The sequence below is a fragment of the Mesomycoplasma sp. genome, assembly GCF_056854695.1.
The window spans coordinates 39,262-64,303 of record NZ_JBXGGF010000009.1 but is presented as its reverse complement, the minus strand read 5'-3'; the positions used below and the strand labels follow the sequence as shown (position 1 = coordinate 64,303).

20 protein-coding genes and 4 tRNA genes are annotated in these 25,042 nt (G+C 27.1%); 12 read left to right on the top strand and 12 right to left on the bottom strand.

Going from position 1 to position 25,042, the window contains the following annotated elements; all coding sequences use genetic code 4:
• Nucleotides 1-36 precede the first annotated feature (36 nt).
• Nucleotides 37-675 carry a hypothetical protein gene (locus ACJHWB_RS02330; protein ID WP_483132896.1) on the top strand — a complete coding sequence of 213 codons (639 nt, stop codon included), beginning with the start codon at nt 37-39 and terminating at the stop codon, nt 673-675.
• On the opposite strand, the gene ACJHWB_RS02325 is transcribed toward ACJHWB_RS02330, so the two are convergent.
• On the bottom strand, nt 672-1,655 hold the full coding sequence (locus tag ACJHWB_RS02325; protein ID WP_483132895.1) for an ABC transporter ATP-binding protein: 984 nt from the start codon (nt 1,653-1,655) through the stop codon (nt 672-674). The genes ACJHWB_RS02330 and ACJHWB_RS02325 overlap by 4 nt on opposite strands.
• A 14-nt stretch (nt 1,656-1,669) precedes the next feature.
• Nucleotides 1,670-9,598 (bottom strand): ABC transporter permease, encoded by a 7,929-nt coding sequence (locus ACJHWB_RS02320; RefSeq protein ID WP_483132894.1) that lies wholly within the window; start codon nt 9,596-9,598, stop codon nt 1,670-1,672.
• 66 nt (nt 9,599-9,664) lie between these two features.
• Between ACJHWB_RS02320 and ACJHWB_RS02315 the strand changes: the two genes are divergently transcribed.
• Genes ACJHWB_RS02315 through ACJHWB_RS02295 form a run of 5 tightly spaced genes read left to right on the top strand, consistent with a single transcriptional unit; the run spans nt 9,665 to nt 12,472 of the window.
• Nucleotides 9,665-10,249: an FMN-dependent NADH-azoreductase gene (locus ACJHWB_RS02315; protein WP_483132893.1), complete on the top strand. Its 585-nt coding sequence runs from the start codon at nt 9,665-9,667 to the stop codon at nt 10,247-10,249.
• 17 nt (nt 10,250-10,266) lie between these two features.
• On the top strand, nt 10,267-10,872 hold the full coding sequence (locus ACJHWB_RS02310; RefSeq protein WP_483132892.1) for an FMN-dependent NADH-azoreductase: 606 nt from the start codon (nt 10,267-10,269) through the stop codon (nt 10,870-10,872).
• 46 nt (nt 10,873-10,918) lie between these two features.
• Nucleotides 10,919-11,137 carry a 50S ribosomal protein L31 gene (rpmE, locus tag ACJHWB_RS02305; protein ID WP_483132891.1) on the top strand — a complete coding sequence of 73 codons (219 nt, stop codon included), beginning with the start codon at nt 10,919-10,921 and terminating at the stop codon, nt 11,135-11,137.
• A gap of 8 nt (nt 11,138-11,145) precedes the next feature.
• Complete coding sequence (locus ACJHWB_RS02300; protein ID WP_483132890.1) at nt 11,146-11,589, top strand: ferritin-like domain-containing protein; 444 nt, start codon at nt 11,146-11,148, stop codon at nt 11,587-11,589.
• The gene (locus tag ACJHWB_RS02295) at nt 11,564-12,472 is read left to right on the top strand and encodes an RluA family pseudouridine synthase (RefSeq protein ID WP_483132889.1); all 909 of its coding nucleotides are present in this window, start codon (nt 11,564-11,566) and stop codon (nt 12,470-12,472) included. The genes ACJHWB_RS02300 and ACJHWB_RS02295 overlap by 26 nt, the downstream gene beginning before the upstream one ends.
• Nucleotides 12,473-12,513: 41 nt before the next feature.
• Here ACJHWB_RS02295 and ACJHWB_RS02290 read toward each other — a convergent pair whose 3' ends face one another.
• Both ACJHWB_RS02290 and ACJHWB_RS02285 read right to left on the bottom strand, forming a co-directional pair.
• A complete protein-coding gene (locus ACJHWB_RS02290; protein WP_483132888.1) occupies nt 12,514-13,389 on the bottom strand; it encodes a UTP--glucose-1-phosphate uridylyltransferase in 876 nt (291 codons plus the stop codon).
• Between the two features lie 56 nt (nt 13,390-13,445).
• Nucleotides 13,446-14,441, bottom strand: coding sequence for a glycosyltransferase family 2 protein (locus ACJHWB_RS02285; RefSeq protein ID WP_483132887.1), 996 nt, complete (start codon nt 14,439-14,441; stop codon nt 13,446-13,448).
• A 142-nt stretch (nt 14,442-14,583) separates the two neighbouring features.
• Here ACJHWB_RS02285 and ACJHWB_RS02280 point away from each other — a divergent pair.
• From ACJHWB_RS02280 to ACJHWB_RS02265, 4 genes are all read left to right on the top strand, one after another.
• Nucleotides 14,584-14,657 (top strand) — tRNA-Cys (locus ACJHWB_RS02280).
• 6 nt (nt 14,658-14,663) lie between these two features.
• A tRNA-Arg gene (locus ACJHWB_RS02275) sits at nt 14,664-14,740 on the top strand.
• 79 nt (nt 14,741-14,819) lie between these two features.
• On the top strand, nt 14,820-15,548 hold the full coding sequence (gene nadE, locus ACJHWB_RS02270; RefSeq protein ID WP_483132886.1) for an NAD(+) synthase: 729 nt from the start codon (nt 14,820-14,822) through the stop codon (nt 15,546-15,548).
• A gap of 1 nt (nt 15,549) precedes the next feature.
• Nucleotides 15,550-16,275: a YebC/PmpR family DNA-binding transcriptional regulator gene (locus ACJHWB_RS02265; protein WP_483132885.1), complete on the top strand. Its 726-nt coding sequence runs from the start codon at nt 15,550-15,552 to the stop codon at nt 16,273-16,275.
• Nucleotides 16,276-16,338: 63 nt separating this feature from the next.
• On the opposite strand, the gene ACJHWB_RS02260 is transcribed toward ACJHWB_RS02265, so the two are convergent.
• The 4 genes from ACJHWB_RS02260 to ACJHWB_RS02245 all read right to left on the bottom strand — a co-directional run bounded on the left by ACJHWB_RS02260 (nt 16,339) and on the right by ACJHWB_RS02245 (nt 18,434).
• The gene (locus tag ACJHWB_RS02260; protein WP_483132884.1) at nt 16,339-16,665 is read right to left on the bottom strand and encodes a thioredoxin family protein; all 327 of its coding nucleotides are present in this window, start codon (nt 16,663-16,665) and stop codon (nt 16,339-16,341) included.
• Between the two features lie 40 nt (nt 16,666-16,705).
• Nucleotides 16,706-18,172: a proline--tRNA ligase gene (proS, locus tag ACJHWB_RS02255; RefSeq protein ID WP_483132883.1), complete on the bottom strand. Its 1,467-nt coding sequence runs from the start codon at nt 18,170-18,172 to the stop codon at nt 16,706-16,708.
• 100 nt (nt 18,173-18,272) lie between these two features.
• Nucleotides 18,273-18,347, bottom strand: a tRNA-Gln gene (locus ACJHWB_RS02250).
• 3 nt (nt 18,348-18,350) lie between these two features.
• Nucleotides 18,351-18,434: transfer RNA gene (locus ACJHWB_RS02245), tRNA-Tyr, on the bottom strand.
• Nucleotides 18,435-18,665: 231 nt separating this feature from the next.
• Here ACJHWB_RS02245 and ACJHWB_RS02240 point away from each other — a divergent pair.
• Nucleotides 18,666-19,322: a LemA family protein gene (locus ACJHWB_RS02240; protein WP_483132882.1), complete on the top strand. Its 657-nt coding sequence runs from the start codon at nt 18,666-18,668 to the stop codon at nt 19,320-19,322.
• A gap of 46 nt (nt 19,323-19,368) precedes the next feature.
• On the opposite strand, the gene ACJHWB_RS02235 is transcribed toward ACJHWB_RS02240, so the two are convergent.
• From ACJHWB_RS02235 to ACJHWB_RS02220, 4 genes are all read right to left on the bottom strand, one after another.
• Nucleotides 19,369-19,935, bottom strand: coding sequence for an IMPACT family protein (locus ACJHWB_RS02235; protein ID WP_483132881.1), 567 nt, complete (start codon nt 19,933-19,935; stop codon nt 19,369-19,371).
• Nucleotides 19,936-20,046: 111 nt separating this feature from the next.
• Nucleotides 20,047-20,892, bottom strand: coding sequence for an ABC transporter permease subunit (locus ACJHWB_RS02230; protein WP_483132880.1), 846 nt, complete (start codon nt 20,890-20,892; stop codon nt 20,047-20,049).
• On the bottom strand, nt 20,885-21,817 hold the full coding sequence (locus ACJHWB_RS02225; protein ID WP_483132879.1) for a carbohydrate ABC transporter permease: 933 nt from the start codon (nt 21,815-21,817) through the stop codon (nt 20,885-20,887). Before ACJHWB_RS02225 ends, ACJHWB_RS02230 begins: the two co-directional genes overlap by 8 nt.
• Entirely contained in the window at nt 21,807-22,964 is a 1,158-nt protein-coding gene (locus tag ACJHWB_RS02220) for an ATP-binding cassette domain-containing protein (protein WP_483132878.1), read from the bottom strand. Before ACJHWB_RS02220 ends, ACJHWB_RS02225 begins: the two co-directional genes overlap by 11 nt.
• Nucleotides 22,965-23,112: 148 nt before the next feature.
• Here ACJHWB_RS02220 and ACJHWB_RS02215 point away from each other — a divergent pair, with 148 nt between their 5' ends.
• Entirely contained in the window at nt 23,113-25,017 is a 1,905-nt protein-coding gene (locus tag ACJHWB_RS02215; protein ID WP_483132877.1) for a P68 family surface lipoprotein, read from the top strand.
• Nucleotides 25,018-25,042: the final 25 nt, after the last annotated feature.

Here is a 25,042-nt window from a genome sequence, read left to right as displayed (position 1 = left end):
AATGAATTTCTGTCAATTTTTGTTAATTAATCAAGTATGAAAACAGAAATTAGCAATTTAGATTGAAGACATAAAATAGAAAACTATTATTTTCGATACCAAAAAATTACCAATGAAATTCGAAATGTTAAAGTTATTTATAGTGAAAGTGAACCAAATTTATCCATACAAATGAATATTTTAGATTTTCCTCACGCACTTGGGCTAAAGAAATTAGCTTATTTTAAAGATTGATCTGCAAATAAAATTAATATTTGAATTAAAAGTGGAAAATTTGTAAAAAAAATGAAAGATAAAAATCTCTCTAAAACTACAAGTGCTATCATAAGTCAAATTGAAGCTAAAATATTTGTTTGAGGAAAATATTTGTTATTTTTAGAAGGTGTAACGTTAAAAACCTTGGTTCTTTCAAATGTTAACTTATCACAGCATTTAAATTTTTTTCGTGGTTTGATGTGATTTGAAAATAAAAGATACGCTATTATAGGTTTGAATAAAAATAGTAAAAGCGATTTATATAAACATGACTATTGCCATTTTTATACAGCTCTTTCATATACTAACACAAAATTAAGTAGATTATTAATATTAGGAAAATCTATCAAAAAAGTAGATTTTATTAAAAAAATTTGGTTTAACAAAATTGAATCAACACCACTTTATAACTTGAACTAAAGTATTTTTTCTTCAATATGAGGAAGTTCTGTAACTTTTAATTCTTCCATTTTAGGATTGATATTTTGTTGAATTGATAATTGTTCTTTTTCTTTTTTAGCAATAAACTCTTCAAATGTCATCGCTTCCTGTCGAATAGTTTTGACTGTTCCTTTTTCCACTTGTATTAAAAGATTAGCAAGTGGCTTCATATCATCATCGTGGCTAACCATGATTATTGTAGTTTTGTATTTTTTATTAATTTCTTTTAAAATTTTTAACACAATATTTGTGTTTGTTTCATCAAGGGCTCCTGTTGGTTCATCAGCAAAAATAATTTTTGCATTTTTAATAAGAGCTCTTAAAATGGAAATACGTTGTTGTTGGCCACCTGACATTTGTGAAGGGAACTTGAACTTAACTTCTTCAAGTTCGAATTCTTTAAATAGTTCATCAATATTTAAAATTTTGGATTTATCTTTTTGCAAATAAGCTCCAACTTCAACATTATCATAACTATTGATGTTGTTTAACAAATTGTATGATTGAAAAATAAAAGAAATATTTTCACGTCTAAATTTAGTTAATTCCCAATTTTTTAAATACGAAAGATTATTTCCATCAACAATAATTTGTCCCTCAGAAGCTCTATCTAAACCAGACATCAGATTTAAAATTGTGGATTTACCAGAACCGGATTTTCCGCTAAGAATAGCGAAGTCACCTTCTTTAACATGGAAGTTGATATCGGTAAAAACCTTAGTAACAACGCTTCCAAAAATATAATATTTAGAAACATTTTTAAAATCTATAATGCAATTTGGTGAGTTCTTAGTATCAATTTCACCTTGTTTAATCAAAGGTCAATCATTCGCTTTTTTAATAGCTTTTAGTTGCTTATTAGTTAAGGGTGTATCTTGGTTTTTGATAGTTTCAAGAATGTTTTGTTTTTTTAATGCTTTGTGTTTTTTGCTAAATATATTTCAAAATTTAAAATTCATATTTACTTCCTATTTTAATCTTGTTCTTTTAATGTCATAACAGCTTTTTTGCGATTTAGAATGTATCAAGAAGCCCCTAATGTAATGGTGAATATAATTGCAACTATCACAAGAGCTGCTATGAATATACCAGCTGTCAATCCAAGGGCTAGATAAATAGAGTTGCTTGCTAAAATTAAATTGTTAAAAATAGACATCGCTCCTAATACAATTGGAACAGAAAGTAGAGAACCAATTAAAACAATTGGAAGGTAGATTCCAAAAAACAATTTAATCTTAGTTCAATTTGAGTATCCAATAATACTTAGTATTGCAATATTTCTTTCATTTTCATTGATGATGGATGAAGATATAATCAACAAAATAATTACGGCAACTACAAGGAATATGATAACAATTAAATTAATTCCTGAACCAAATAAGCTACCAAAATTAGATATAAAGTTAACTTCGATATTTCTTGCCTCAACACCTTGAGTTTCGATTTGGTATAAGGATTTACCATAAATTTGGTTGAAATTTTGGAGAGCTTGTCTAATAATTCCGATATTTTGATTTACAAAATTTCTATTAGTTAAGTTTTGGTAAGAAAGATCAGTTGAATCATTAATTTTTCAATCTTGTGGATCATTTAGTTTGTTTCAATTAATGACTTCTACAATCTGTTTTTTACTGTAGTGTTTTTGTTGCATTAATCCAATATTATTGTCATTAGATGGGCTGAAAGCGAATATTTTTGCAAAAAATCCAGCGGCATCATCTTCTGTTATTTTATTTGCATCAATATCTGGTTGTCCTGCTCAATAACCAGATGGAGCATAAAGTCCAAATGAAGATGTAAGTTGGTCAATTTGTCCACCTTTAATCAAAATACCATTAAATGGTTCTACATTGTAAGGTGCTAAAGCAGAGTTGAATGAATCTAAGCCTAAAATTTTATTAGCAACAGTGTTTGTTGTAATTAATTCAGAATTAATAAAAGTGTTTGAAATTCCCACAATTTTAAATTTAACTTTTTTTGCTTCTTCATGGTTAATAAAGTCTGTAAAACGATTTATAGAGTTAAGAATAGGAAGATCGATTATACTTCCAATTCCTACACCATGTTTTTTGGCAAAAACTTGATTAACAGCTATTGGGTATGGTTGATTAGAATTTTGGGCAAAGTTATTATCAATAACTTTTAGTAAATTTTTACCATTTTCATCAACTATTGAAACTAATTTGCTATTTACATCATATCCATAAATTTTTAGTCCTGACTCTTGTGAAGGACCGCTACTATAATTTGTTTCCAAATATGTGTAAACTTCATCTTTATTTTTATCAAAATCAATTCCACCAAATGAAATTAAAAAATCTTTACTTACTGATGGACTTAGATAAGAATCTACTAAGAAATTACGGTAAGCATTTCTATTACCACCAAAAATAGAAACTTCACTAGCTTGATAGTTGTTTATTTTATTATTGTACTGGAAATATCAAAAGCGTCCTTGATTACTATCTTGATCCTTGATAAATTTAAAATAAGGTTCGTAATTAGGAGGTGTTCCTTTGTAGACAAAATCAACACCATTACGTTTTTCAACTTTGAGGTCTTGACTTTGTTCCATTTGTTCAATGACTTTATTTGAAATGCTAAAAATATTATTTTTAAGAGCTTCAGGTAATTGACCAAGAACAATGTCGAAAATTGTTGTTCCATTTGCACTACCTGTTTTTAAATTAAGAGATGAATAAGTTATTAAAATAGGTTGATTTGGTTGAAGGTGACCATTTTGACCTTTTGACCCCATAACAGTTGCTTTTCCGGGTTCAAAATATGTACCTGCACTTTGATTAATTTCACCTACATCTCCACTTGGCACATAAAGTGAGTTTGCTACATTTTTAGGATCATATGGAATAATCGGACCACCTTCGCGAGTTGGTGTAAATAAATTTACTTTATAGTTATAATTTCGGTTTTCATAAGTTTTGTTAACAGCATTACTAAATATGTTTTGTGAAGACAAACTAAAAATTAGAATAAATTGCACTAATACAATTGAAACTATTAAAGAAATTAATTTTCAAATCGAGTTAACTACTAATGATATAGAAAATTTAGTAGTCACACCAGCTTTCATGAAGGTTTTGCCAACTTTTTGAGCAAAACGAGATGTATTGACTTCACTCATACCTGATAATAACATGGAAGGTTTTTGGCGCAATATTCAAAAAATAGTTGCATAAACGAGTAAAGTTAAAATTACAAAAGGACCTAAAATAGATACAATAAAAGTTATAGGTTCAAAGCCAAATAAGTTAACATCAAATTCTCAAAATCCTGAAATTAAATTAATAACGGGGATTTTTAAGAAAAATCCAACCAGATATCCTAAAATACCACCAATAAAAGAAATGAAGAAGGAAATAGCAATAAACGAGGTTGCAATTTCAAATAATGTGTAACCTTGAGCCCTTAATAAGCCTAATATTTTGTTATTTTGACTAATAAAACGTTTGGTAATAAAAGCAACAGCAAAAATGACTAAAATAGATAAAAAGAGTGTTAGGTAAATGTTGATAGTTTTAAATCCATTGATAATTTGAGTAGCTACTGAAATTCTTAATGATCGTTCTGGATTTAAAAAGTCAACTTGCGTAGCACCATAGACTCTTTCTAGTTTGCTCTCTCCAAAGTTTTGAGTCATTAATTCATCAACATCTTTTTTAAATTTATTAAATGAGGCTCCTGGTTTTAGTTTGACTAGTAAGTAAGATTTAACAGGTGTTGTTCTAAAAGAATAACGAGCTTTATCAAACCCCCATTTGTTTACATAACCAAGAACTTGGTTTGTAGGGTCGACTTGAAGATTTTTTTCGTCTAAAACCGGGTATAAATAATCAGCAGTAAAATCAGTACCAACAATAATGTATTTTAAACCACCAGCTTCAAGTATATATTTAGGATCTAAAGAAGCAATTTGTTGTTCAATTTCCTCACTAGTTTGCCCTATTTTGCCAGTGTAAACTTCTTTATTATTTGCTTTTAAGAAAGCTTCATTGATTTTAATAACATAAGCTCGATTATCATTAACATTAACTAGATTATAAAATGATTTAGTAACTAAAGTGTTATTTAAGATTTGGTAGTAGAAATTACCAAGGCTAATTCCGAAAAATTCACCTTGAGTTTCATCGCTAAGTTGTTTGCCAATTCAATTGAGATAATAGTAGTCAATACTAAAATTAGGTTGTTTAGAATCTGAAATTTTTTGTTGAGCTAAATTACTTTTTAGGGTTGCAAATAAATCGATAATACCAATAGGATGGTCAGTGGATTTTAGTTGTGAGGCAAGAGGTAATCTATGAAGTAAAATAAAGGCTAAATTCCCAGCATTTGCTTGAGATTCGCTAGTTGCATCTGGATTAACACTAAATCAAAGAGCGATTTGAGGTAATTGTGCAGCAAAAATTGTAGATAAACCTTTTAAATTTAAATTTAAACCTTGAATTAGAGGGTTTATAGATGCGAAATTTGTAATTAAACTTTTTAAAATAATTTTATCTAGTTCAGACAAAGGTGCATTTGTGTTTAGTAAATATTGTTCTACAACTTGTTTTACAGCAATAGCGAAGTTGATATCAAATGGATAGTGTTGTTTGTAAAAAGCTAATAATCCTAAATTTTCAACAAAATCGACTTTATTTGATATTAATCATTTTGCTAATGTTGATGTTCCCAATGGTGTTGTAAAATGTTTTTGAAAAATAGGGTTTTTATTTAAAAACAGTGTTAAAGCTCCTGAGTTTTCAAATAATTGATTAGCTGTTTGATAAGGTTTTACCAAAGAATTTGAAGGTAATGGAAATCCTTCAATTAATGCTTTTGTACTTTTCAAATTATGAGTACCAAATAAATCTGTGGAGTTTAATTTTTGGGATAGTTGAGTTGTCGAATTAGTTGCTTCCTCATATAACAATTCAAACGCTGAACGAAGATCTTGTGTGTTTAGATTATTTTCGATTGAAAAACGAATTCAGAAATCAAAAGTTTTTATTGCATCACCAATAATGCTATTAGGATTTTGAATATATTTTGACTGAATATCTTGTATTAATTGTTTAGAAGCAATTGTGTAAATTGGTTTGCTTTTTTCATCCGGATAACTTATCTTGCTTGTGGACGCTTCGGTTGTAGATTTTGTTAATTGATAGTAATAATCACCTATAGAAGCTAATCCACTAAAGGCTGGTGATCCAGGTGATCTAAATAAATTTTGTAATAAAGGATTTTTACCCTTTCCAATCTTTTTGAAATTTTTAACTTTAAAAAGATCATAAATTTTGTTAAAAGCAGTTAATTTATTTGCTAAATTATTATTACCTGGTAGTTCGAAATTTAAAAAATTAATTATAAATTTATTTTCATCAGGAGTTAAGTCTTTTGCAAGCAAGGTTTTGTTAATAGCGAATTTTGTTGTTAGCCTTTCAATAGTTTCATCTAAATTTGTATCACCTGAAAGAAAAGAACTTAAATTCTGTAAATCAAAAATATCAATTTTATTTTCATCTTTTGCTGGTTTGAAAATAGTCAAACCAAAATCATCACTTCCTTCTCTTTCGATTTTGTCTGAAATGTTGAAAATTTTAATAATTTGATTTATAGTGTTTTGTCTAGTATACTCATCTTTGAAAAAAGTTGTAAGTAATGCAACTAAAATACCATTAGTTGAAATGTAATTTTTTTGAAATTGAATAATTTGTTGACTTTTTTGCCCATTGTTAGTTATAGTTTTAGTTGAACTCTCTGTCACACTAGTGGATGCTAGTTGTAAGTTTTTAGTAAAGGTTTCTAAGTCGAAATTTATTACTAAATTTTTTAAACCTTCATTAATATTAGTGAAGTTTTGGTCTTTTTTGTTATTTAATTTATTTAAAAATTTTAAAAATTCTTGTTGTTTTTCTTTTGCTATTTTGTTAAGTAAAGGTTGAACAAGAAATCCTACAAAACTTTTTCCATTGCCGTTACTCATAACTTTAGCTGAAATAATAGCTTCAAAATTTATATTATCAATTATGTTAATTAAGCCTGCTTTGAAATTTTGACTATTTATTGAACTAAAAAAAGCTTGAGCAATATCGGCATTGGTTAGGATTTTGACTTTATTTTCACTCAATTTATCTTGAGCCAATCATTGGTTTATTTTTAAAACAAAAGTTGAAAAATCAATGCTATAAATTATTTGTTTAATTCCTTGTAATAAGATTATAGGGTTTTTAATAGCTCTAGACAATTGTTCGGGTGTTGTAGATGCAAATAGTAAGTCAAATATATTTACATTAAAAATTTTTAAAAAAGAACTTAATGATTGTAATTGCTTAATTAAGTATAAACTTTGCTGATTTGACACATTACTTTCTTGTTGTGTTTTTGAAATCATTTTATCGACAAAATTAATTAAAATGTCTCTAATAATGGTAGGTCTATTATCATCAATTAAATACTTTAAAGACTTAAAGACTCATTTATATAAAATATTGTAGTTAGTGTTTTCACCAGTGAAAAAAGAAACAACATTTAAATCTTGCGCAGATTGTGCAAAAGCTTTAGCAATTGCATCAACATCTGGTTTTAAGAAGAACCCTTGTGCTACAATAGCTGAGTTATTAATAGAGTTGGCAAGTTGACTGAATAGCAGATTTATTGTTTTTTTTTGCTGAATTTCATTTAAAACATCAGTTGATGGTGCATAAAAAATGAATGGAACAGTTTTTGTATTGGAATAGTCATCGTTTGAACGTAGTCAACCATTAGGACCTATTTTCCCACTTATTTCATAGTTATTTTTTTGTAAGTATTGTGCAAGTTGTACTACACCACTATTTCCAGAAGCTTTAGATTGAGAAGAATCTGGATTGAAGGCATCTCCTAAAATCTGGGTTAAAATTCATTGATTTCCTTGTTTTTCAATTACTCCAAATTGTGTAGGACTAATTAAAACAATCGCTTTGTCTAGTGTTATTTTATTAGTTCCGTTTTGTTGTAATAACACAGCTTTTTGTTGATTTTTTACAACTTGAATTGACGGATCAATATTCAAATCACGATATGTTATAAATGATACATCAACATTCAAATAATTTGGATCAACAGCATTTCCTGAAAATATATTATTTATAATTTGTGCGGCATAAATAGGCGGAATACTTGAGTTATTAGTGTTATTACTCTTGCTCGCTACTGGAAATAAGGGGCTATTGTTTTTGTCTTTATATTTTAAAGTTTCATTGTATAGTCTTCCAACTTGTTGTGGTAAATCGATAGTTGATTCTTTTTCTTTAGACCCATTTGCTAAATTTTCAATTTCATCAAAGTTTTGAGGACTAATTCCAGCATTTATAAATTGAATAATTTGATTTTTTCGACCTTCTTTTTTATCTTTTTGTGATAAGTCGAGAGTTAAAAATTCACGAGTACCTATCGCTTGAACAGCTTCTTGTTGTTTTCCATTAATAGTTTGTTTGTATTGTTGTAATTTTTTATAAAGATAAGCATTTGCAAAGTGACGAACATCTTCACTAATTTTTAGAAATGTTGCATCTTTAACATTGGCATTCGATAATTCATCCAGTTGCTCTTTTGTTAAGCTTAAAATATCATCTTGGCTCAAGTTTTCTAATTTTGCAATTGTTGTAGTTTTTGGTGTTGTTTTTGAGTTTGTGTTGTCTAATAGAAAAATTGGAGTATTTAAATCTTCAATTGATACTTTTGAAGAATTAAATTGACTTATATTATCAGTTGTAGTTATTGTTTTTTTCTCTCAATAATGAATATTTTCTATTTTAGCAAACTTTTCCGGATTATTTTCTTTTAATAAGGTTAAATACTGTTTGATAAAACCACTAAAATTATCCGGATTATTTAGTTCTTTTAGTTTGAATCTATGATTAATATATTCGACTTTTGAATCTATATTTTGAATTCATTCTGGATCTAAATTTAAAACTTTGTTAGGTTCAAAAGTAAAAAAATCAGAAGAATTTAATGTTTGAGTTTCAGTTAAGTTGAAACTTGTTTTATTAAAAGTGATTTTTTGTTCAGTATTATCTAATACTATTGTAGCAATTGCTTGTGAATTATTAGTTGTTTGTTGTGTTGTACTTGCTTGTGAATTAGTAAGTTCGAGTTTTTTAGATTCAGAGTTTACTGTTAATCCTAATAATTTTAAAAGCTCATCTGAATTAACTTTAATACCGATGTTTGATTGAAGTCATTTAGATGCTAATTCAGTATTAAATGTGGCTTGATTAGTTAAAGCGTTTACAACTAAATCATTTACAAAATCAATAACATACTTATCAAATTCTTTGTGAAACAAAATTACATCATCAATTTTATAATCAGATTTATCTAAATGAATAGTATTTGAAGAATTTATAGTATATGTTTTGCTAATTTTTTGATATTTGTCTCCATTTTTTTCAAAAATAGGAGCAACATCTTTATTTTTAACATTAATTAATAATGAGTTTAAGGAATTGTTGTTGGTATTATTTAAATAAAATTGATTTAATAAATCAGAAGTTAAAATATATTTATTTTTATATTTATTTTCTTCCGATTTATTGAGCGCTGCTAAAGAAACAAAATTATTACTAATCACTAATTGTTTTTTGTTAGGATTTTGATTTGTGGTTTCATAAACTTCATCAGAAAGTTTTGTATAACCGTTGTTGACAGCATTTCCAAAAAAGTTAAAATCAGTGTTAATTGTAGCATCTTGAAGTCCAGATACCCTTTTATAATCATTTAATCTTTTGTTATATGCGCTAGTGGTTGTAGATAATAATGTAAAAACTCCAATTGTGAAAAAAATTAGAGTTGTTAAACCTACAAAAATAGTTCTTTTTTTCAAAAACGAGCTAAAAATATGTTTTAAAATTTTCAACATAATTACCCTTCCCAAAAATAAAATTAAGATATAATTATATAGAAAAATAGGGAGAGAAATATAAAAATGAAAATTTTATACATTAAATCTGAGTTAAATAATTACTCAAAACCCACAATTTTAGCAGAAAGATTTATTGAATTTTTATCAATAAAAAATCCAAATTTGGAGATAATAAATTTAGATTTAACCACTGAAAAATTAACCAATATTTCATTAAACACTCGCAATAGAGCAACATTTTGGTTAGATACCGAATCAGATAGATTAATTAATTTATTAAAAAGCGTTGATAAAGTTATTATTTCAACCCCTATAATAAATTGAGGTTATACAGCTGAAATAAAAAACTTTTTTGATGCAATTTGTTTAGCAGACAAAACTTTTTCTTATAAATATAGTAAAAAAGGTAGTTCTATTGGGCTAGTTAATAATATTAAAAATGTGCAAATTATTACAACATACCATAGTTCTAAAGAACAAATACTACCATTTAATATCGAAGATTCCATTGCTGGAACATTTAAATTTATAGGTGCACAAAACGTTAATGAAATTCTTGTTGTATATCGTGGTTTTGAGTTTCGTAATAAAGAAGAATTGTTGAAAAAATTCGATCCTGAGATTGAAAAATTAGCAAGGAATTTTTAGTAAAAAAAGGATAAATTATGAATATTTTAGTAATTAAATCATCAGTTAATGAATTGCAAGGTTCATATTCATCAACAATCACAGATTATTTTGTAAAATTTTACTCCGAATTAAATCCAAATGATAAAATTGAAGTTTTTGATTTGAATGATTACAGGTTGGCAAATGTTTCATTAAACAAAGATAGTTTAGTAGATGGTAAATTTTGAGAAGAATCAGAATCAGAATTTTGAATTGAAAAACTCAAAGAGGCTGATAAAATTGTGTTTTCAACATCTATGACTAATTTTCATTATTCAGCAACAACTAAAAATTTTTTTGATTCGATAATTGTTGCTGATAAAACTTTTAAATTAGATAGAGAATTAGAAAAAATCACAGGTTTGCTTACAAATATAAAAAATGTTCAAATAATAACATCACAAGGTGCACCTTTAGGTTGATATCCTTTCGGAGATCACACTAGCTTTATTTTTCATACTTTTAAATGATTAGGTGCTACAATTAGCAACAAACCATTTATTCTTGCAGGAACTAAAGTTTCCCCAAATAATCAAAAGTCTATTTCTGAATTAGTAGACGAAAATAAGTCAGAATTGATTAGTTTAGCAAAACAATTTTAAAAAAGTGTATAATTTAAACAAATTTAACTTAAATTAAAGGATATTTATGCAAAAAAACATTCATCCAAAATCTAATACATTAAAAGTAAGTTGTACAACTTGCAATAATGAATACCAATTTAAAACAACCATTGATAAATTCACCATCGATATTTGCTCAGGATGCCACCCACAATTCACAGGTGACCATTCATTAGCAAGAACAACAGGTCGTATTGAACGTTTCAACAAAATGGCTGCTAAAGCAGTTAAAAATAAAAAATAACTTTAACCATGAATTCCATAACTAACAAAATAGAAAAATTACAATTTTCTTTGTTTGTTTTATATAACAATATTAAAAATTTTCATTGAAATGTTCAAGGCTCCAATTTTTTAGTAATTCACAAATATACAGACAAATTAGCAAGTCAAACAATAGATTTTGTTGATGAACTTGCTGAAAAAAATTTAATGTTTGGCAAATTTGCTAACAATGATTTTGATGAAATTCGCAAAAACTCATTAATTAATTTAGAAGCTTCAAAATTTTATTCAGAAAGTCAAATTTGAAGAAGTTTGAGTGAACAAATTTCAAAAATTCTTGATTTTACTAAAAGTCTATATGAAGAACAAAGTTCAGAATTAGTTTTATTAACTCCATTGTTAGATGAAATAGTTTTATATTATCATAAAGAACTTTGACAAATTAATGCAAGTAAGTCAGAAAATATTTAAACTAAAACATCAAGGTTTAGAACAACGCCTTGATGTTTTAGTTTCTAGCATTGCGCAAATATCAAGATCTCTCTCAAAGCAGTTAATAGAAAATAATGAAGTTTTTGTTGATGGTCTAGTAATTTCTAAAACAAAAACATTGGTAAAAACTAACCAAACTGTTGAATTTAGTTTAAAGATTCAAGAAACTTCAAGTGAACTTTTGCCATATAATTTTCCACTTAGCATAGTTTACGAAGACAAGCATCTTTTAGTGGTTGATAAACCATCAGGACTAGTGACGCACCCTGGAGTGGGGAATTGAAATGAAACATTGGCTAATGCATTAGTTTTTCATTTTAAAAATAATTTATCCAACATTAATGGTAATTTAAGACCAGGTATTGTGCACCGACTCGATAAGGACACAAGTGGGTTAATTTTGATAGCTAAAACAAATGAAATGCACGCTTTTTTAGCAAAACAATTACAGGAACATAAAATTAATAGAGAATATAAAGCTATTACAGTTGGGACTATTTTGCATAAAAAAATGCGCATTGATATGCCATTAACTCGTGATAAGAAAAACCCTTTAAAAAAAATGGTTTCAAATTTTAATTCTAAAAATGCAATTACAAATGTTAAATTAATTAAAAATTTTGTTTATGAAAAACAAAATTTTAGTTTAATTGAGTGTAGTTTAGAAACAGGTCGTACTCATCAAATTAGAGTTCACTTATCTCATATCGGTTTTCCAATTTATGGGGATGGAGTGTATGGAAAAAAAATTGATGACTTTGGTCAAAGATTGCATGCTTTCAGAATAACTTTTGAGCACTTAAATGGTCAAATTTATACTTTTGAATCTCAACTACCCCCTCAATTTGATATTTCTAAATAGTTTTTATGATTTTCAAATATATAAAAAACTATTATTAATTTTTATCATAGTTTTTTTTCTTTTATAAATTTTATTAAATCTTTTTGATATTGAGGATCTTTCAAAGCAAAATCAATATTAGCTTTCAAAAAACCTAAAACAGAACCCAAATCATATCGATTACCTTTTAATTCTGCAGCATAAATTTTTTCTGTTTCCATTAATTTTGAGAAAACATCCACTAAATGGATTTCACCGCCAACACCAGCTTTTTGGTGTTTTAATAAATTAAAAATAGATGGATTAAAAACATACCGACCTATAATAGCCTTGTTTGAAGGTGCATCTTTTGGATTGGGTTTTTCAATAGCATAGTCAAGTTCAAAAACAGATTTGTTTAAATCATCCGGATTTTTAGCAGCTACAATCCCATATTTGTTTGATTGCTTAATATCTATATTTGCAATACCAATTACATTAGATTTTGTTTTATTGTAAATGTCAACAAGTTGCCCAATGGCTGGTAAGGCACCATCAATTAAATCGTCACCTAGAATAACTGCAAAGGGTTCATTTCCAATTTTAGATTCTGCAATACCAATAGCATGCCCTAGGCCTAATTGTTCATTTTGATAAATAACCTTTATTTTGCTTTCGCGATTAGTTAGTTTAACTAAATCTAAAAGTTCATATTTTTTATTATTTTCAAGTTGTTCTTCTAGTAAATCATATTTGCGAAAATAATCCATAATTTCATTTTTTCGTGGTGAAACAATTAAATAGATTTCTTCAATACCAGCATCAAAAGCTTCTTGAATCAAATAATCAATTGCCGGTTTGTTTAATACAGGCACTAATTCCTTGTGAACAATCTTGGTAAGAGGTAAAAATCGAGTCCCTCAACCCGCTGCCGGTATAATGCATTTTCGAATTTTCATATCTTAAATTCAAACCTTTCGTTAACTTAAAAACCATTAACTATTAATAGTGCTAATTACACAAATTTTGATAATTTTTTTGTGTAAAATTTAAAAACTTTTGCACTTAATTTGTATGAATATACAAAATGAAAATCATTTGTTTTCAAATTCATAAAACGTTCATAAACTTTTCATTCTTCAAGTAATTTGTTTACTTTTTCTATTTCTTTTCAACTTTGCAAATAAATTTCTCTGGATTTTTTATTATTTTTAATAGGCCTAACAATAAAAAATAGACATTTTAATAAAAATATATCTAAATTATGAATTAAAACCTTTGAAAGTAAATTGTGTTTAATAACTAATTCATAAAAATAATTAGCATTAGCATTTAGCGATTCTAAATTAAAAACAGATTTTGTATTGCTTATAGAATTGGAATTTAAAAAATATGAATGTGTAATTTGATTTGTAAAAGAAATTTTTCCTGCTTTGAGTACTAAAAAAGGAAGAATAGGCATATCTTCGCAATTGTAATTTTCTAAAAATTTTGCTCCAATTTTTTTATAAAATTCTTTATTAATCAAAATATTTCAAACAAAATTATAACCAGATTTGATGATTTGTTCGGGAGTTAAATTTTTCTTTATTTTTCTATATTTAAAAAAAATATTTACCAAAGGAATATTTCTAAAAAATAAACGAAATTTAGAAAAAACCATATCTTGGCCTTCATCTAAATATTGAGAAAAAATCTCAATACATTTTGGAGATAATTTATCATCTGAATCAAAGAAAATAAAGTGCGAAGTTTCACAAGAATCAATTAAGAAATTGCGGTTGTATGCTATACCTTTGTTTTGTTTATTTTCTAATATTTTAATTGATAAAAAATTGCTTTCATTTTTTGCAGTTCAATCTTTTAACATTGACAAAGTTGCATCTTTAGAAAAATCATCTAAAAAAATAATGTGAAAATCTTTATTAGTTTGTTTGTCTAAAGATGTAAGCAGTCTTAATAGAAATTTTCTTGAGTTGTAACAAGGTATTAAAACTGTAATTTTTTGCATAATTAAATTAGAATTTTACCATAAATATTACTATTTTATTTTCATTTACAACTTACCAATAAAATTTTTATTGTAAAAAATAATTTAATATTTTTAAAAAAACTAATTTTATAAAAAATATGTTATAATATCTTTTTGGTTTGGCACCATAGCCAAATGGCAAGGCATGGGTCTGCAACACCCTGATTACCGGTTCGAGTCCGGTTGGTGCCTCCAAAAAATGCGCCCGTAGCTCAATTGGACAGAGTGTTTGGTTACGGCCCAAGAGGTTGAGGGTTCGACTCCTTCCGGGCGCGCCATATACAAAAGTACCATAATAAAATAGCCAAACTTAGAATTGGCTATTTTATTTAAAATTTTTAGGTTTTCAAATATACTATGAATAATTTTCAAAAATATGCAGACTATTTAGTTAAATGAATACAAAATCAAGTTAAAAAAGCTAACAAAAAAGGAGTTATTGTTGGTTTATCAGGTGGAATTGATTCTGCTCTTGTTGGTGTTTTAGCAAAAAAAGCTTTCCCTAATAATAGTTTAGGTGTTATTATGCCAATTAGAGATATGACAACTGATGTTGAACATATCAACAAGTTAGTTAATAAATTTAATATTAAAGTTACTACTGTAAGTTTAAAAGAAACTTTCGAAAAGCTTTCAAAAGCTTTAAATGTTAGTGATCACCTAGCAATCGCAAATATTCAACCAAGATTAAGAATGACAACATTGTATGCTTTGGCTCAAGAACATAACTATTTGGTTTTAGGGACTGATAATTTTGTTGAAATGTATATTGGTTATTTTACTAAATATGGTGATGGTGGTGTAGATTTATTACCAATCGTCAATTTAACTAAAACCCAAGTTTATAAGTTAGCTGAGTTTGTAGGGGTAAATAAAGAAATTTTAGAAAAAGCGCCTTCAGCTGGACTTTGAGAAAATCAAAGGGATGAAAATGAAATGGGATTTACTTATAAAGAATTTGATTTATTTTTAGCAAACTCATCTAAATTAAGTAAGGCAAAAAAAGAAAGAATTGAATATCTTCACAAAATTAGTGAACACAAGAGAAATAAATTACCAAAACCAAAATTAAAGTTAGAGGTCTAAAATGGCAGGACATTCAAAATGAGCAAATATTAAGCACCGTAAAGGTGCGCAGGATGCAATTAGAGCAAAAATATTTAATAAATTTTCTAAAGAAATAATGGTAGCCGCAGCTAAAGGTGGTCCAGATTTAAATTCAAATTCAGCACTTAGAATGATTGTTGCAAAAGCTAAAGCCAAATCAATGCCTAAAGCAAATATTGAAAAAGCTATTGCAAAAGCAACTGGTGGTGCAAGTGACGGAGCTAATTTTAAGGAATTAATTTATTCAGGAAATTTAGCACATGGTGTTACATTAATTGTCACAATTTTAACAGATAATGTTAATCGCGCGATTTCATCATTGCAAGCTTTATTTAGAAGAGCTAATGGTCAAATAGGTAAGCAAAATTCAATTCCTTATATTTTTGAACAAAAAGGATTGATCGAAGTTGATAAAACTAACTTAAACGAAGATGAAGTTATGATGTTTGTTTTGGAAAATGGTGCTAATGATTTTGTTGCAAACGATGAAACTTTTGAAATTTATTGTGAACCTAGAAGTTTTCCTGATTTAAAAAATGCTATAGAGCAAAAATTTAATCCAGATTTTAAAACGGTTGAAATTAGTTATTTTGCAAGTGAAGAAGTGGAACTTTCAGAAGAATTAACTGAAAAACTTTTGAATCAAATTGACACTTTTTTAGAAGATGATGACATTCAAGACGTTTATCATAATTTAAAAATTTAAAAAAAGTCATTAATAAAAAAACTCGCCCTAAAAGCGAGTTTTTTTATTACATAAGTTTGTTTATTAATTAATCATTTTATGAACAGTTAAGATTTGTTCCAAACGTTCAATTCTAAAATAACCTAATTCACTTGCAACAAATTTACCATCACGATAAAAAAATGTTGTAGGAGTGGCTTGGATTTTAGATTCATTAGCAAATGCTAAATCTTCGCGAATATTATATTTAATAATAGAAAGATTAGGGAATCTTTTTTCAGCTTCTTCAATAGTAGGCTCGAACATCACACATGCTCCGCAACCTTTTTGAGAAAACACTACAATAGCCGCTTTTGATTGTGTAATTTCTTTTTTAATTTCATCAATTTTTGATAAGTTAAAACTTGCCATTTTTTTCCTTTTTTTATATATGAATGTTATAAAATAAATTTTAATATGCTTTTGCGAAAAGCACAAATTTTTTAGTAATTTTTTTGCTAAATAATGAATTATCCTGATTAGGAATATTTAAATAATTAAATGAATCAACATCAATAATACAACGAGCTGTGGCGCCGGTTATTTCTTGTATATGTTGTTCTACTGAAGAATCTTCTTCAAATGGAACAACAATAAACTTATTAATTTTTGTATACAGTGTAAATTCTTCAAAGTTATTTGTATAAACAAAGTTATTTTTTAATCTCAAGTTAGCTTGAAACAACAAGTTATCTTGAATTTTTGTCAATAAATCATTGATTTGATTTATAAATTCATTTTCTGATGTTGATTCTTCTAATTTAAACTGTTGTTTTTCTAATGTGTCTCGTCTAATTATAGTTATCATTTTGTTAGCATAATCACGAGGACCAATTTCAATTCTAATTGGAGTACCATGTACTTCAGAATCTGCTATTTTAAAACCAACTTGCTGGTCATCACTATCATTTAAATTTGTAGTAATTTGGTTGCTTTGTAAAATTAAAGCTAATTTTTTTCCCACTTGTTTTAATTCGGGATTTTTATTCCCATAAAAGACTAAAATATCCACTTGATTTGGCGCTATTTTTGGTGGTAAAACTAACCCACGATCATCGCTATGAGACATAACAATAGCACCTAATAATCTAGTTGAAATTCCTCATGAGCTTTGATAAACATTTTCCAATTGATTTTCAACATTTTTAAAAGTTATGTCAAAATTTTTTGAAAAATTTTGCCCTAAATAATGTGAAGTCCCAGATTGTAAAGCTCTTCCATTTAACATCATCGCTTCAACTGTGTGAGTTTGTTCTGCTCCTGCAAACCGTTCACGAACAGTTTTTTGTCCTACTATAGTCGGTATTGCAAGATAGGTTTTTAAAAAGTCGTGATAAAAATTAATCATTTCAATGGCATTTTGCTTAGCTTCTTCAGCACTTGCAAATGCAGTGTGACCTTCTTGCCATAAAAATTCAGTATTTCTTAAAAAAGGATTTGTAGTTTTTTCTCAACGTACCACAGATGTTCATTGAGCATAAATTAAAGGTAACTTGTTGTTAAGGTCAATTTCTTTTTTAAAAAAATCAGCAAAAAGAACCTCACTAGTCGGTCTAATGTAAATTTTTTCAGCTAATTCTTTATCACCAGCATGAGTTATTGTTAATAGTTCGGGTGCAAAACCTTCAACATGTTCCTTTTCTTTTAAAATAAATGATTGTGGAATGAGTGATGGTAAATAGACATTTTTGACATTTCTAAAAGAAAGATTATAAGTAACAATTTGCCGAATTTTATCTCAAATAGAAAATCCATGATGTCTGTAGTATATTGTGCCTTTGATAGGGGCGTAACTCATAAGTTCGGCTTGAGTCACAACATCAATGTATCATTTAGCAAAATCTTGCTGCCATGGAGTAATTTTTTCTAATTTTTTCATATCTTTAATTTAATTTTTGCGTTTTGAAACTTATTTTCTTAATTTTATTTAATAAAAAACCTAGCAATGGCTAGGTAAATGGAGTCCTTTAATAAACAAATGGCTGCCCCAGTTAGATTCGAACTAACGCATGACGGTACCAAAAACCGTTGCCTTACCGCTTGGCTATGGGGCAAAATGGTGGGGGGTGAGGGATTCGAACCCCCGAATCCGAAGAAAGTGGGTTACAGCCACCCGCATTTGGCCGCTCTGCAAACCCCCCATATTTGTCCTTTATCAATTAGAACCCTTACATATTGTAACAAAAAAATAAAATTATTTTAAAAAAATATAATAATTTTTTCAAGTTATTAAAATTAAAAATAAATAGATAATACAAAATAATGAAATATTATTTATTTTGTAGAAAATATTTATTTAAAAAATAAAAAAACATTTTATAATTTTTATAAGTATTTATATTAAAAAATAAAATTAAAAATTAAAGGAAAAAATGGCAAATTTATTTGATTCAAGAAAACCCAGTTCTCAGGAAGGTTTCTCTCCTTATGTAGATAATACACCAGTAAAACCAATTGCAAGTATTGCAGCAAAAATTTTTTTTTGAGTTATAGGAACATTTACATTTTTCTTTGCTCCAATTTATTTTTTTTCTAGAAGAAATAAATGAACTGTGCAACAAAATGAAATTAATCAAGCAGCAAGTACTATTGATACTCAACTTGCAAAAAGAGCAGATACACTTATTAAAGTAGCAAATTTACTTAGTTCTTATAAAGAACATGAACAATCATTATTTTCTGATATTGCTCGTCTTCGCTCATTAGCACAATCTGGACGTAAATTTGAACAGACAGGTGAGTTAAATGAGTTAACAAATGGTGTGCTTTCAAGAATGGTTGTAACTTTTGAAAATTATCCACAACTAAAAACTAGTGAATTATATAAAGAAGGAATGGAACAAGCTATTTATTTAGAACGTGAAATTTCAGCAGCTCGTCGCCTTTATAATTTTAAAGTTACAGAGTTTAATTCAGAAATCTTAACTTATCCAAATACAGTTATTTCTAGTTTTTTAAGATTACAAACTTATCCATTGTTTCAAGCTTCTGCTACTCAACGCGCAGATGTTGATTTATCAAATGTTTAAAATATTTTTTAATTTCTTTCAAAAAACACCAAATGTTGGTGTTTTTTTATTTGATTTGTTCCAATTTACCAAAATAAGGTGGTTCTATTTTAATGTTTGATTCAAAATATATGTGTATCAAATTATTTTCCATTTTTCTTTGAGTTTCAGTAAATTCAACTTGTTTTGATCAATTTCAAAATTGTTTTTGTTCTAAAAAGCTAAAACTAAACTTATAATAAAACTTTTGAACAAAATTTGTTAATTGACTAGATTCGATAACCATTTTGGCACTTTGTAAATAAGCTTTAGCTAGAGGCCCAACTCCAAGTTTTATTCCCCCAAAATAACGAACAACAATAACACAAATTTCAACAATGTCTTGATGTTCTAAAATTTTGAAAATTGGTTGACCCGCACTTCCTTTTGGTTCATTCGCATCATAAAAACCAAAATTATTTTTGTTTAATCTTCAAGCATAACAAATATGATTCGCATCATTGTGTTTGTTTTTAATTTGCTCAACTAATTTTTTTACTTCTTCTTTGTGAAAAATTTCAAAGCTATAAGCTATAAAAATAGATTTTTTAATTTCATAAACTACTTTATTGTTTATAGTAATTACTTGACTCATTAATTAAAAATTTTACCACTAATTTTTATAATATTAAAAAGAGAATATTGCAAAATAATTTGCAAAGTTATTTTCGGTTACTTTTTAAAAGGTTTATTATGTTTACTATAATTAGCTAAAACTTTTGCTATTAATTTTGTTAATAAATGGTGAAAATATTAAATAAATAGTTAAAGGAACTAAAACAGCAAAAAGTGCTCCAGAGGCTTGTATATTTTGAAAAGTTCCTAGTGAATTTTGTCCCGCTGTGTTGCTAAACCATGTTGAAATGGTGTCGTGTTTTGTAAAAGAAAAAATAAAATTAGGTCATAAGTAATCATTTCAAGCTTGTATGGATGAAAAAATAATAATTAAATAATAACCCATTTTTAATTGTGGGAAAAAAATCAATCTAAATTTAGCCATAGTTGGTAAATTGTCAATTTTGGCAAGTTGTAATTTATCTTGTGAAATAGCTTTGATGCTTTTGTATAAATAATAAAAACTAAAAAAAGAAAAAAATTGATTTACTACTAAAGAAAATATTGGTGATTTATTAACAATATTGTTTGTATTTAGTAATTTGGCAATTCCAATATATGTTGTGACTTCAGGAATCATTGAAACAAGAATAAAAATACTTAAAAAAATAATCTTAACTTTTTTGCTAGCTCATCAAATTCCAAAAATTCCAAGAGTATATAAAGTTAAACGAAAAAAGTTGACTAAAACAATAGTGCCTAAAGAGTTACCAAGTCCATTTCAAAAATTTTCATTTATTGATTGCTTGAAATTTTGAAAAAAATAACTGCTAATTTTTAAACTAGCATCAGGGTTGTCCTGTTTTGCAATCGGTAATGAAGCGCTTACTATCAAGTAATATAAAGGAAATAAAACCAAAACTAAAATACAAGATAATAAAATTCACAAAAATATTTGCAAGAAAAAACTAGAATAATTAAATTTATTTTTAAACACGTTTCACCTTTGTAATTTTTTTAAAAAAACTATAAGATTTAACTCACATTTTTGGGTTAAAAATAATAAATGAACTAAAAATAGCAATTAAAAATAGTAATGAAACAAAGGAAGCGGCATTGCGTTTATACAAATTATCTTTCGATGAATCTATAATATATGAAGTTAGTGTGTGTCCTTTGTGTAAATTTAAATTGGTTGAACCTGTAATAACAGGTGGATATAACATTGTTGCAAAAATAAAATTTGTGTATGCAATGACAATGAATTGGACACCAATTTCTTTAAGATAAAGATTAACAACTTTATCTCACAAACTTAACTTGTCAATAGCAAAATTTTTGCGATATCTGTTATTGATACTTGAAATAGCGAAAAAAAATAAGACAGTATTAAACGGAATTGCTCGTCAAAGTTGATAAATTACATAAAGTCAAATTAAATCAATAGCTTTTTTTCCTGTTCCAAAAGAAAAATTGATACCTAAAATTTTAGATAACATATTTTTCTCTCCAAATAAAAAAGTAAATGAAAGACCAATTGCAAATGCAGAAATGAAAAATTGAGAATAAAAAGCTGTTATAAAAAAATTTTTACTGATTTTTGTTGATAATTTATCTAAAAGTAAAGCTATTAAAAATCCACTTAATAACGCAATTGGTGAACTTACAAAAAATAAAATTGCACTATTCTGAATTGCATTAGTAAAATTTCGATCTAACAAAAGTTCTTTATAATTGTCAATTCCAATTGTTGTTTTGGGTTCAAGAGGATCCTGAATTTTAAAAGATTGGACAAATGCATCAACAATAGGATAAATAGAAAAAACAAAGACAAACATTAATATTGGAGCCATTAAAGAAATGCTAATTAAATTATGTTTTTGGACTTTTTTTAGTTGAATTAATTTTCTTTTAATGTTCATACATTCTTTGCCCTTGTCTGTCAAAAAATAAAACTTTGTTTTGATCATAATCTATTTCAACAAATTGATTTTCAAAGTTTTCGATTGTAATTAATTCGATTTCAACTTGAAATTTTTCATAAAAAATTTTAGTTAAAAAACCATCACCTATGTTTTTAGAACTAATCACTTTATTTGTGGTTCCTTTTGAAATTCTTATATATTTGCCCCTAATATAAGACTCGACTTCATTTTGTTTTTGAAGAAAGATAACTTCCGGATTACCTATAAATTTGGCAACAAAAAGATTTTTTGGGTTTTCAAAAAGATCTTGAGGCGTTCCGAATTGGGCAATTTCTCCATCTTTTAATAAGACAACAAGATCACTAATTTTAAGCGCATCTACCTGGTCATGAGTGACAAAAATAATTGACAAATCAAATTGATTTTTTACATTTTCCAATCATTTTATAGTAGATTCTTTTATTTTAGCATCTAAAGAAGCAAAAGGTTCATCCATCAAAACTAGATCATTTCCTTTTATAATTGCTTTTGCAAAAGCAACTCGTTGTTGCTGCCCCCCACTAATTTGACTAGCTTTTTTAAATTTTATGTTTTCAATTTGCAAAATTTTAAGCAAATCATTTACTTGAGATTCAAAAATTTGTTTTCTTTGTTTTAAAAAATAAAAAAATAATTTGTTATGAAATAGCAGTATTAATCAAAATTTATACTTATAAATTTTGAAATAAAATTTTTGAGATTTATTTAAAAAAATAGATTGTTGATCTAAAATATTTAATAATTTTTGTTTGTCATTGTTACTTAATTTAGATTCAGAAATAATTGTTTTATAAGTACAATTTGTTCATTTTGTGGAGTTTTTTGTACTAATTCACAAGTTTTTAATAACACTGATTTGTTCATATAAATTATTTTTTTGCATTATGTAACCAATGTTTTCAAAATTTTTGTAATTAGTAATTTGGTTATTTGAGTTTAAAAAACCAGCTATTAAATTTAAAAAAGTTGTTTTACCTGATCCAGATGGTCCAAGTAGTGTAATAATTTTTTTAGAAGGTAAAGTTAAATTTGAAATTTTTAATTGATATTTTTTATCATAAGAAAAATTTAAATTTTTTACTTCAATTAATTTTGGGTTTTGCATAAAAATATTCTCATTTTAATAATTAAATATTTTAATTATAGTAAAATTTAAGTTTTTTACATTTTTTTAAGTATTATAATCAAAAAAATGAAACTTTTTTATTAATTTTAATAATATAAATATTTTTATAGAAAGCGATTTTTTAAGAATGAAATTCAAAAAAATTTTATTTGCGTTACCTGTTGTAGCGCCAATAGTTGTTTTAGCATCTTGTGCTAATCTTTCCGGTTCTAAATCAAGTGAAAGCGCGAAGTCAGCAACACCTGCAGAAGGTTCCAAAACAGCAACACCTACAGCAGAAACTAAAGAAGTTAAATTTGCTACTTCACAGGGCCCATATTGACCATTAGTGTTTGCTCTAGATAAACTTGGGCAACACAAAAGTGGGTTAATACCATATTACAATGAAAAATTTAAAAACGATCCAGATTTTGTTCCAGTTAGATTACAATTACAAGATGAAACAAAAACTAAAACACAACTAGATACCGCTAATAATTTAGAAAATGCATTTGTTACAAATAGTAAAGATTTTCCAGCTCTTGTTTTGGGTGATGTTACATCTGCAATAGTTGCTAACCGAAACAATAGATTATTAAATTTATCATCATTATCATCCAAATTAAATTCAAATTTATTTAATGAAGAAGTGGTTAACAATTACAATAAATTAAACCTTAGTGGTAACAAATTATTTAACATCCCTTTCAATGTAAATGATGTTGATGCTACAAGTTTTAACTTAGACAATATGGCGATTATTTTTGACTTAATTCAGCATGGTGGTGGAACTGTTGATACATCCATGTCACTTTATCAAAAAGCCATGAATTCTAAAAGCGAGGGAAATTCTGTTCCAGAAAATAGTTTATTTAGAGCAATTAAGCCAAAAACAATTACAATTTTTCAAAGGATGCATGTTAACCAAGATACTTTCACAACCATTGAAAGTGCTTTAAAATTTGCTAATGATTTTGTTGCCGGAATTGAAATTGATCCATCCAAAAAAAGTGCTTTAAATAATGAAACTGAAAATATTTCAATTTTCGACATCGACTATGCACATCAATCACTTGTTAAAGATGTTATTTCAAACACTGGTAAAGGTTTATGAGATATTACAGATACAACAGGTAAACCATCTTTTGAATTCCCAATTGATACAAATACCGAATTACAAAATAACTTTAAATCAACATATGATAAATTTGCAAAACAAATCAATAAAATTAAAACAACTGTTAATGGTGAAACCAAAGTTATTCAAGCTATTCAGTATAAAAACTACAAAAAACCAGGTGGATTTGGTGAGTGAGGAAGTCATGACATTTTGCTATATCGTACTGCTTTTGGGTATGTTCCAGGTGTAGGTATTAAACAATCAATTGACACAGCTACATCTCGTTCACTTTTCCCAGACCAAATTGCACACTTTGCAACTTACCAAGATGTTTATACAACAGGGCAAGCGTTAAAAGCGACACCAAATGCTCCTTATTCAGTTTATTGATCAGGTGGATCATCAATTATCCCAATCAAAACAGATGATGAAAAAATTAACAAAGGAACAGTTAAGTTCTTGGAGTGATTGTATACAGGAACCAATAATATAACAGGTAAAGCTATGAGTAACCTTGATTATATCGCTGAAGTTGGAGCTTATTTTGTACCAACTAATAATTACTTAAATGAAGCTAAACTAAATCAATTAACTCAAGAGCGTGATGGAATTCTGGCTGAAATTCAAAAAGCAGAAAAAACTACTGGTAAAACATTTGAAAAACGAGACGATGAAGCTAAAAATATTAACTGAAATCTTTATGAAAAATTAGCTAATTTAAATTCAGTTATTTTATCAATGACATCGATGTTGGAAGCATTAAAACATACAAAAGATGGCAAAACTAAATTCCTTTATGATAGTAGTAATACAAAAGCTGGAAAAATTAACGCAATAATTGGTGACTCACTTATTGAAAGAACTGATTTTGAAAAACCAACTCAAAAAACCAGTGATAATATTTTAGAAGAAATTAAAAATATTGCTAAATAATAGCAATTATTTCAAACAAGTTGTT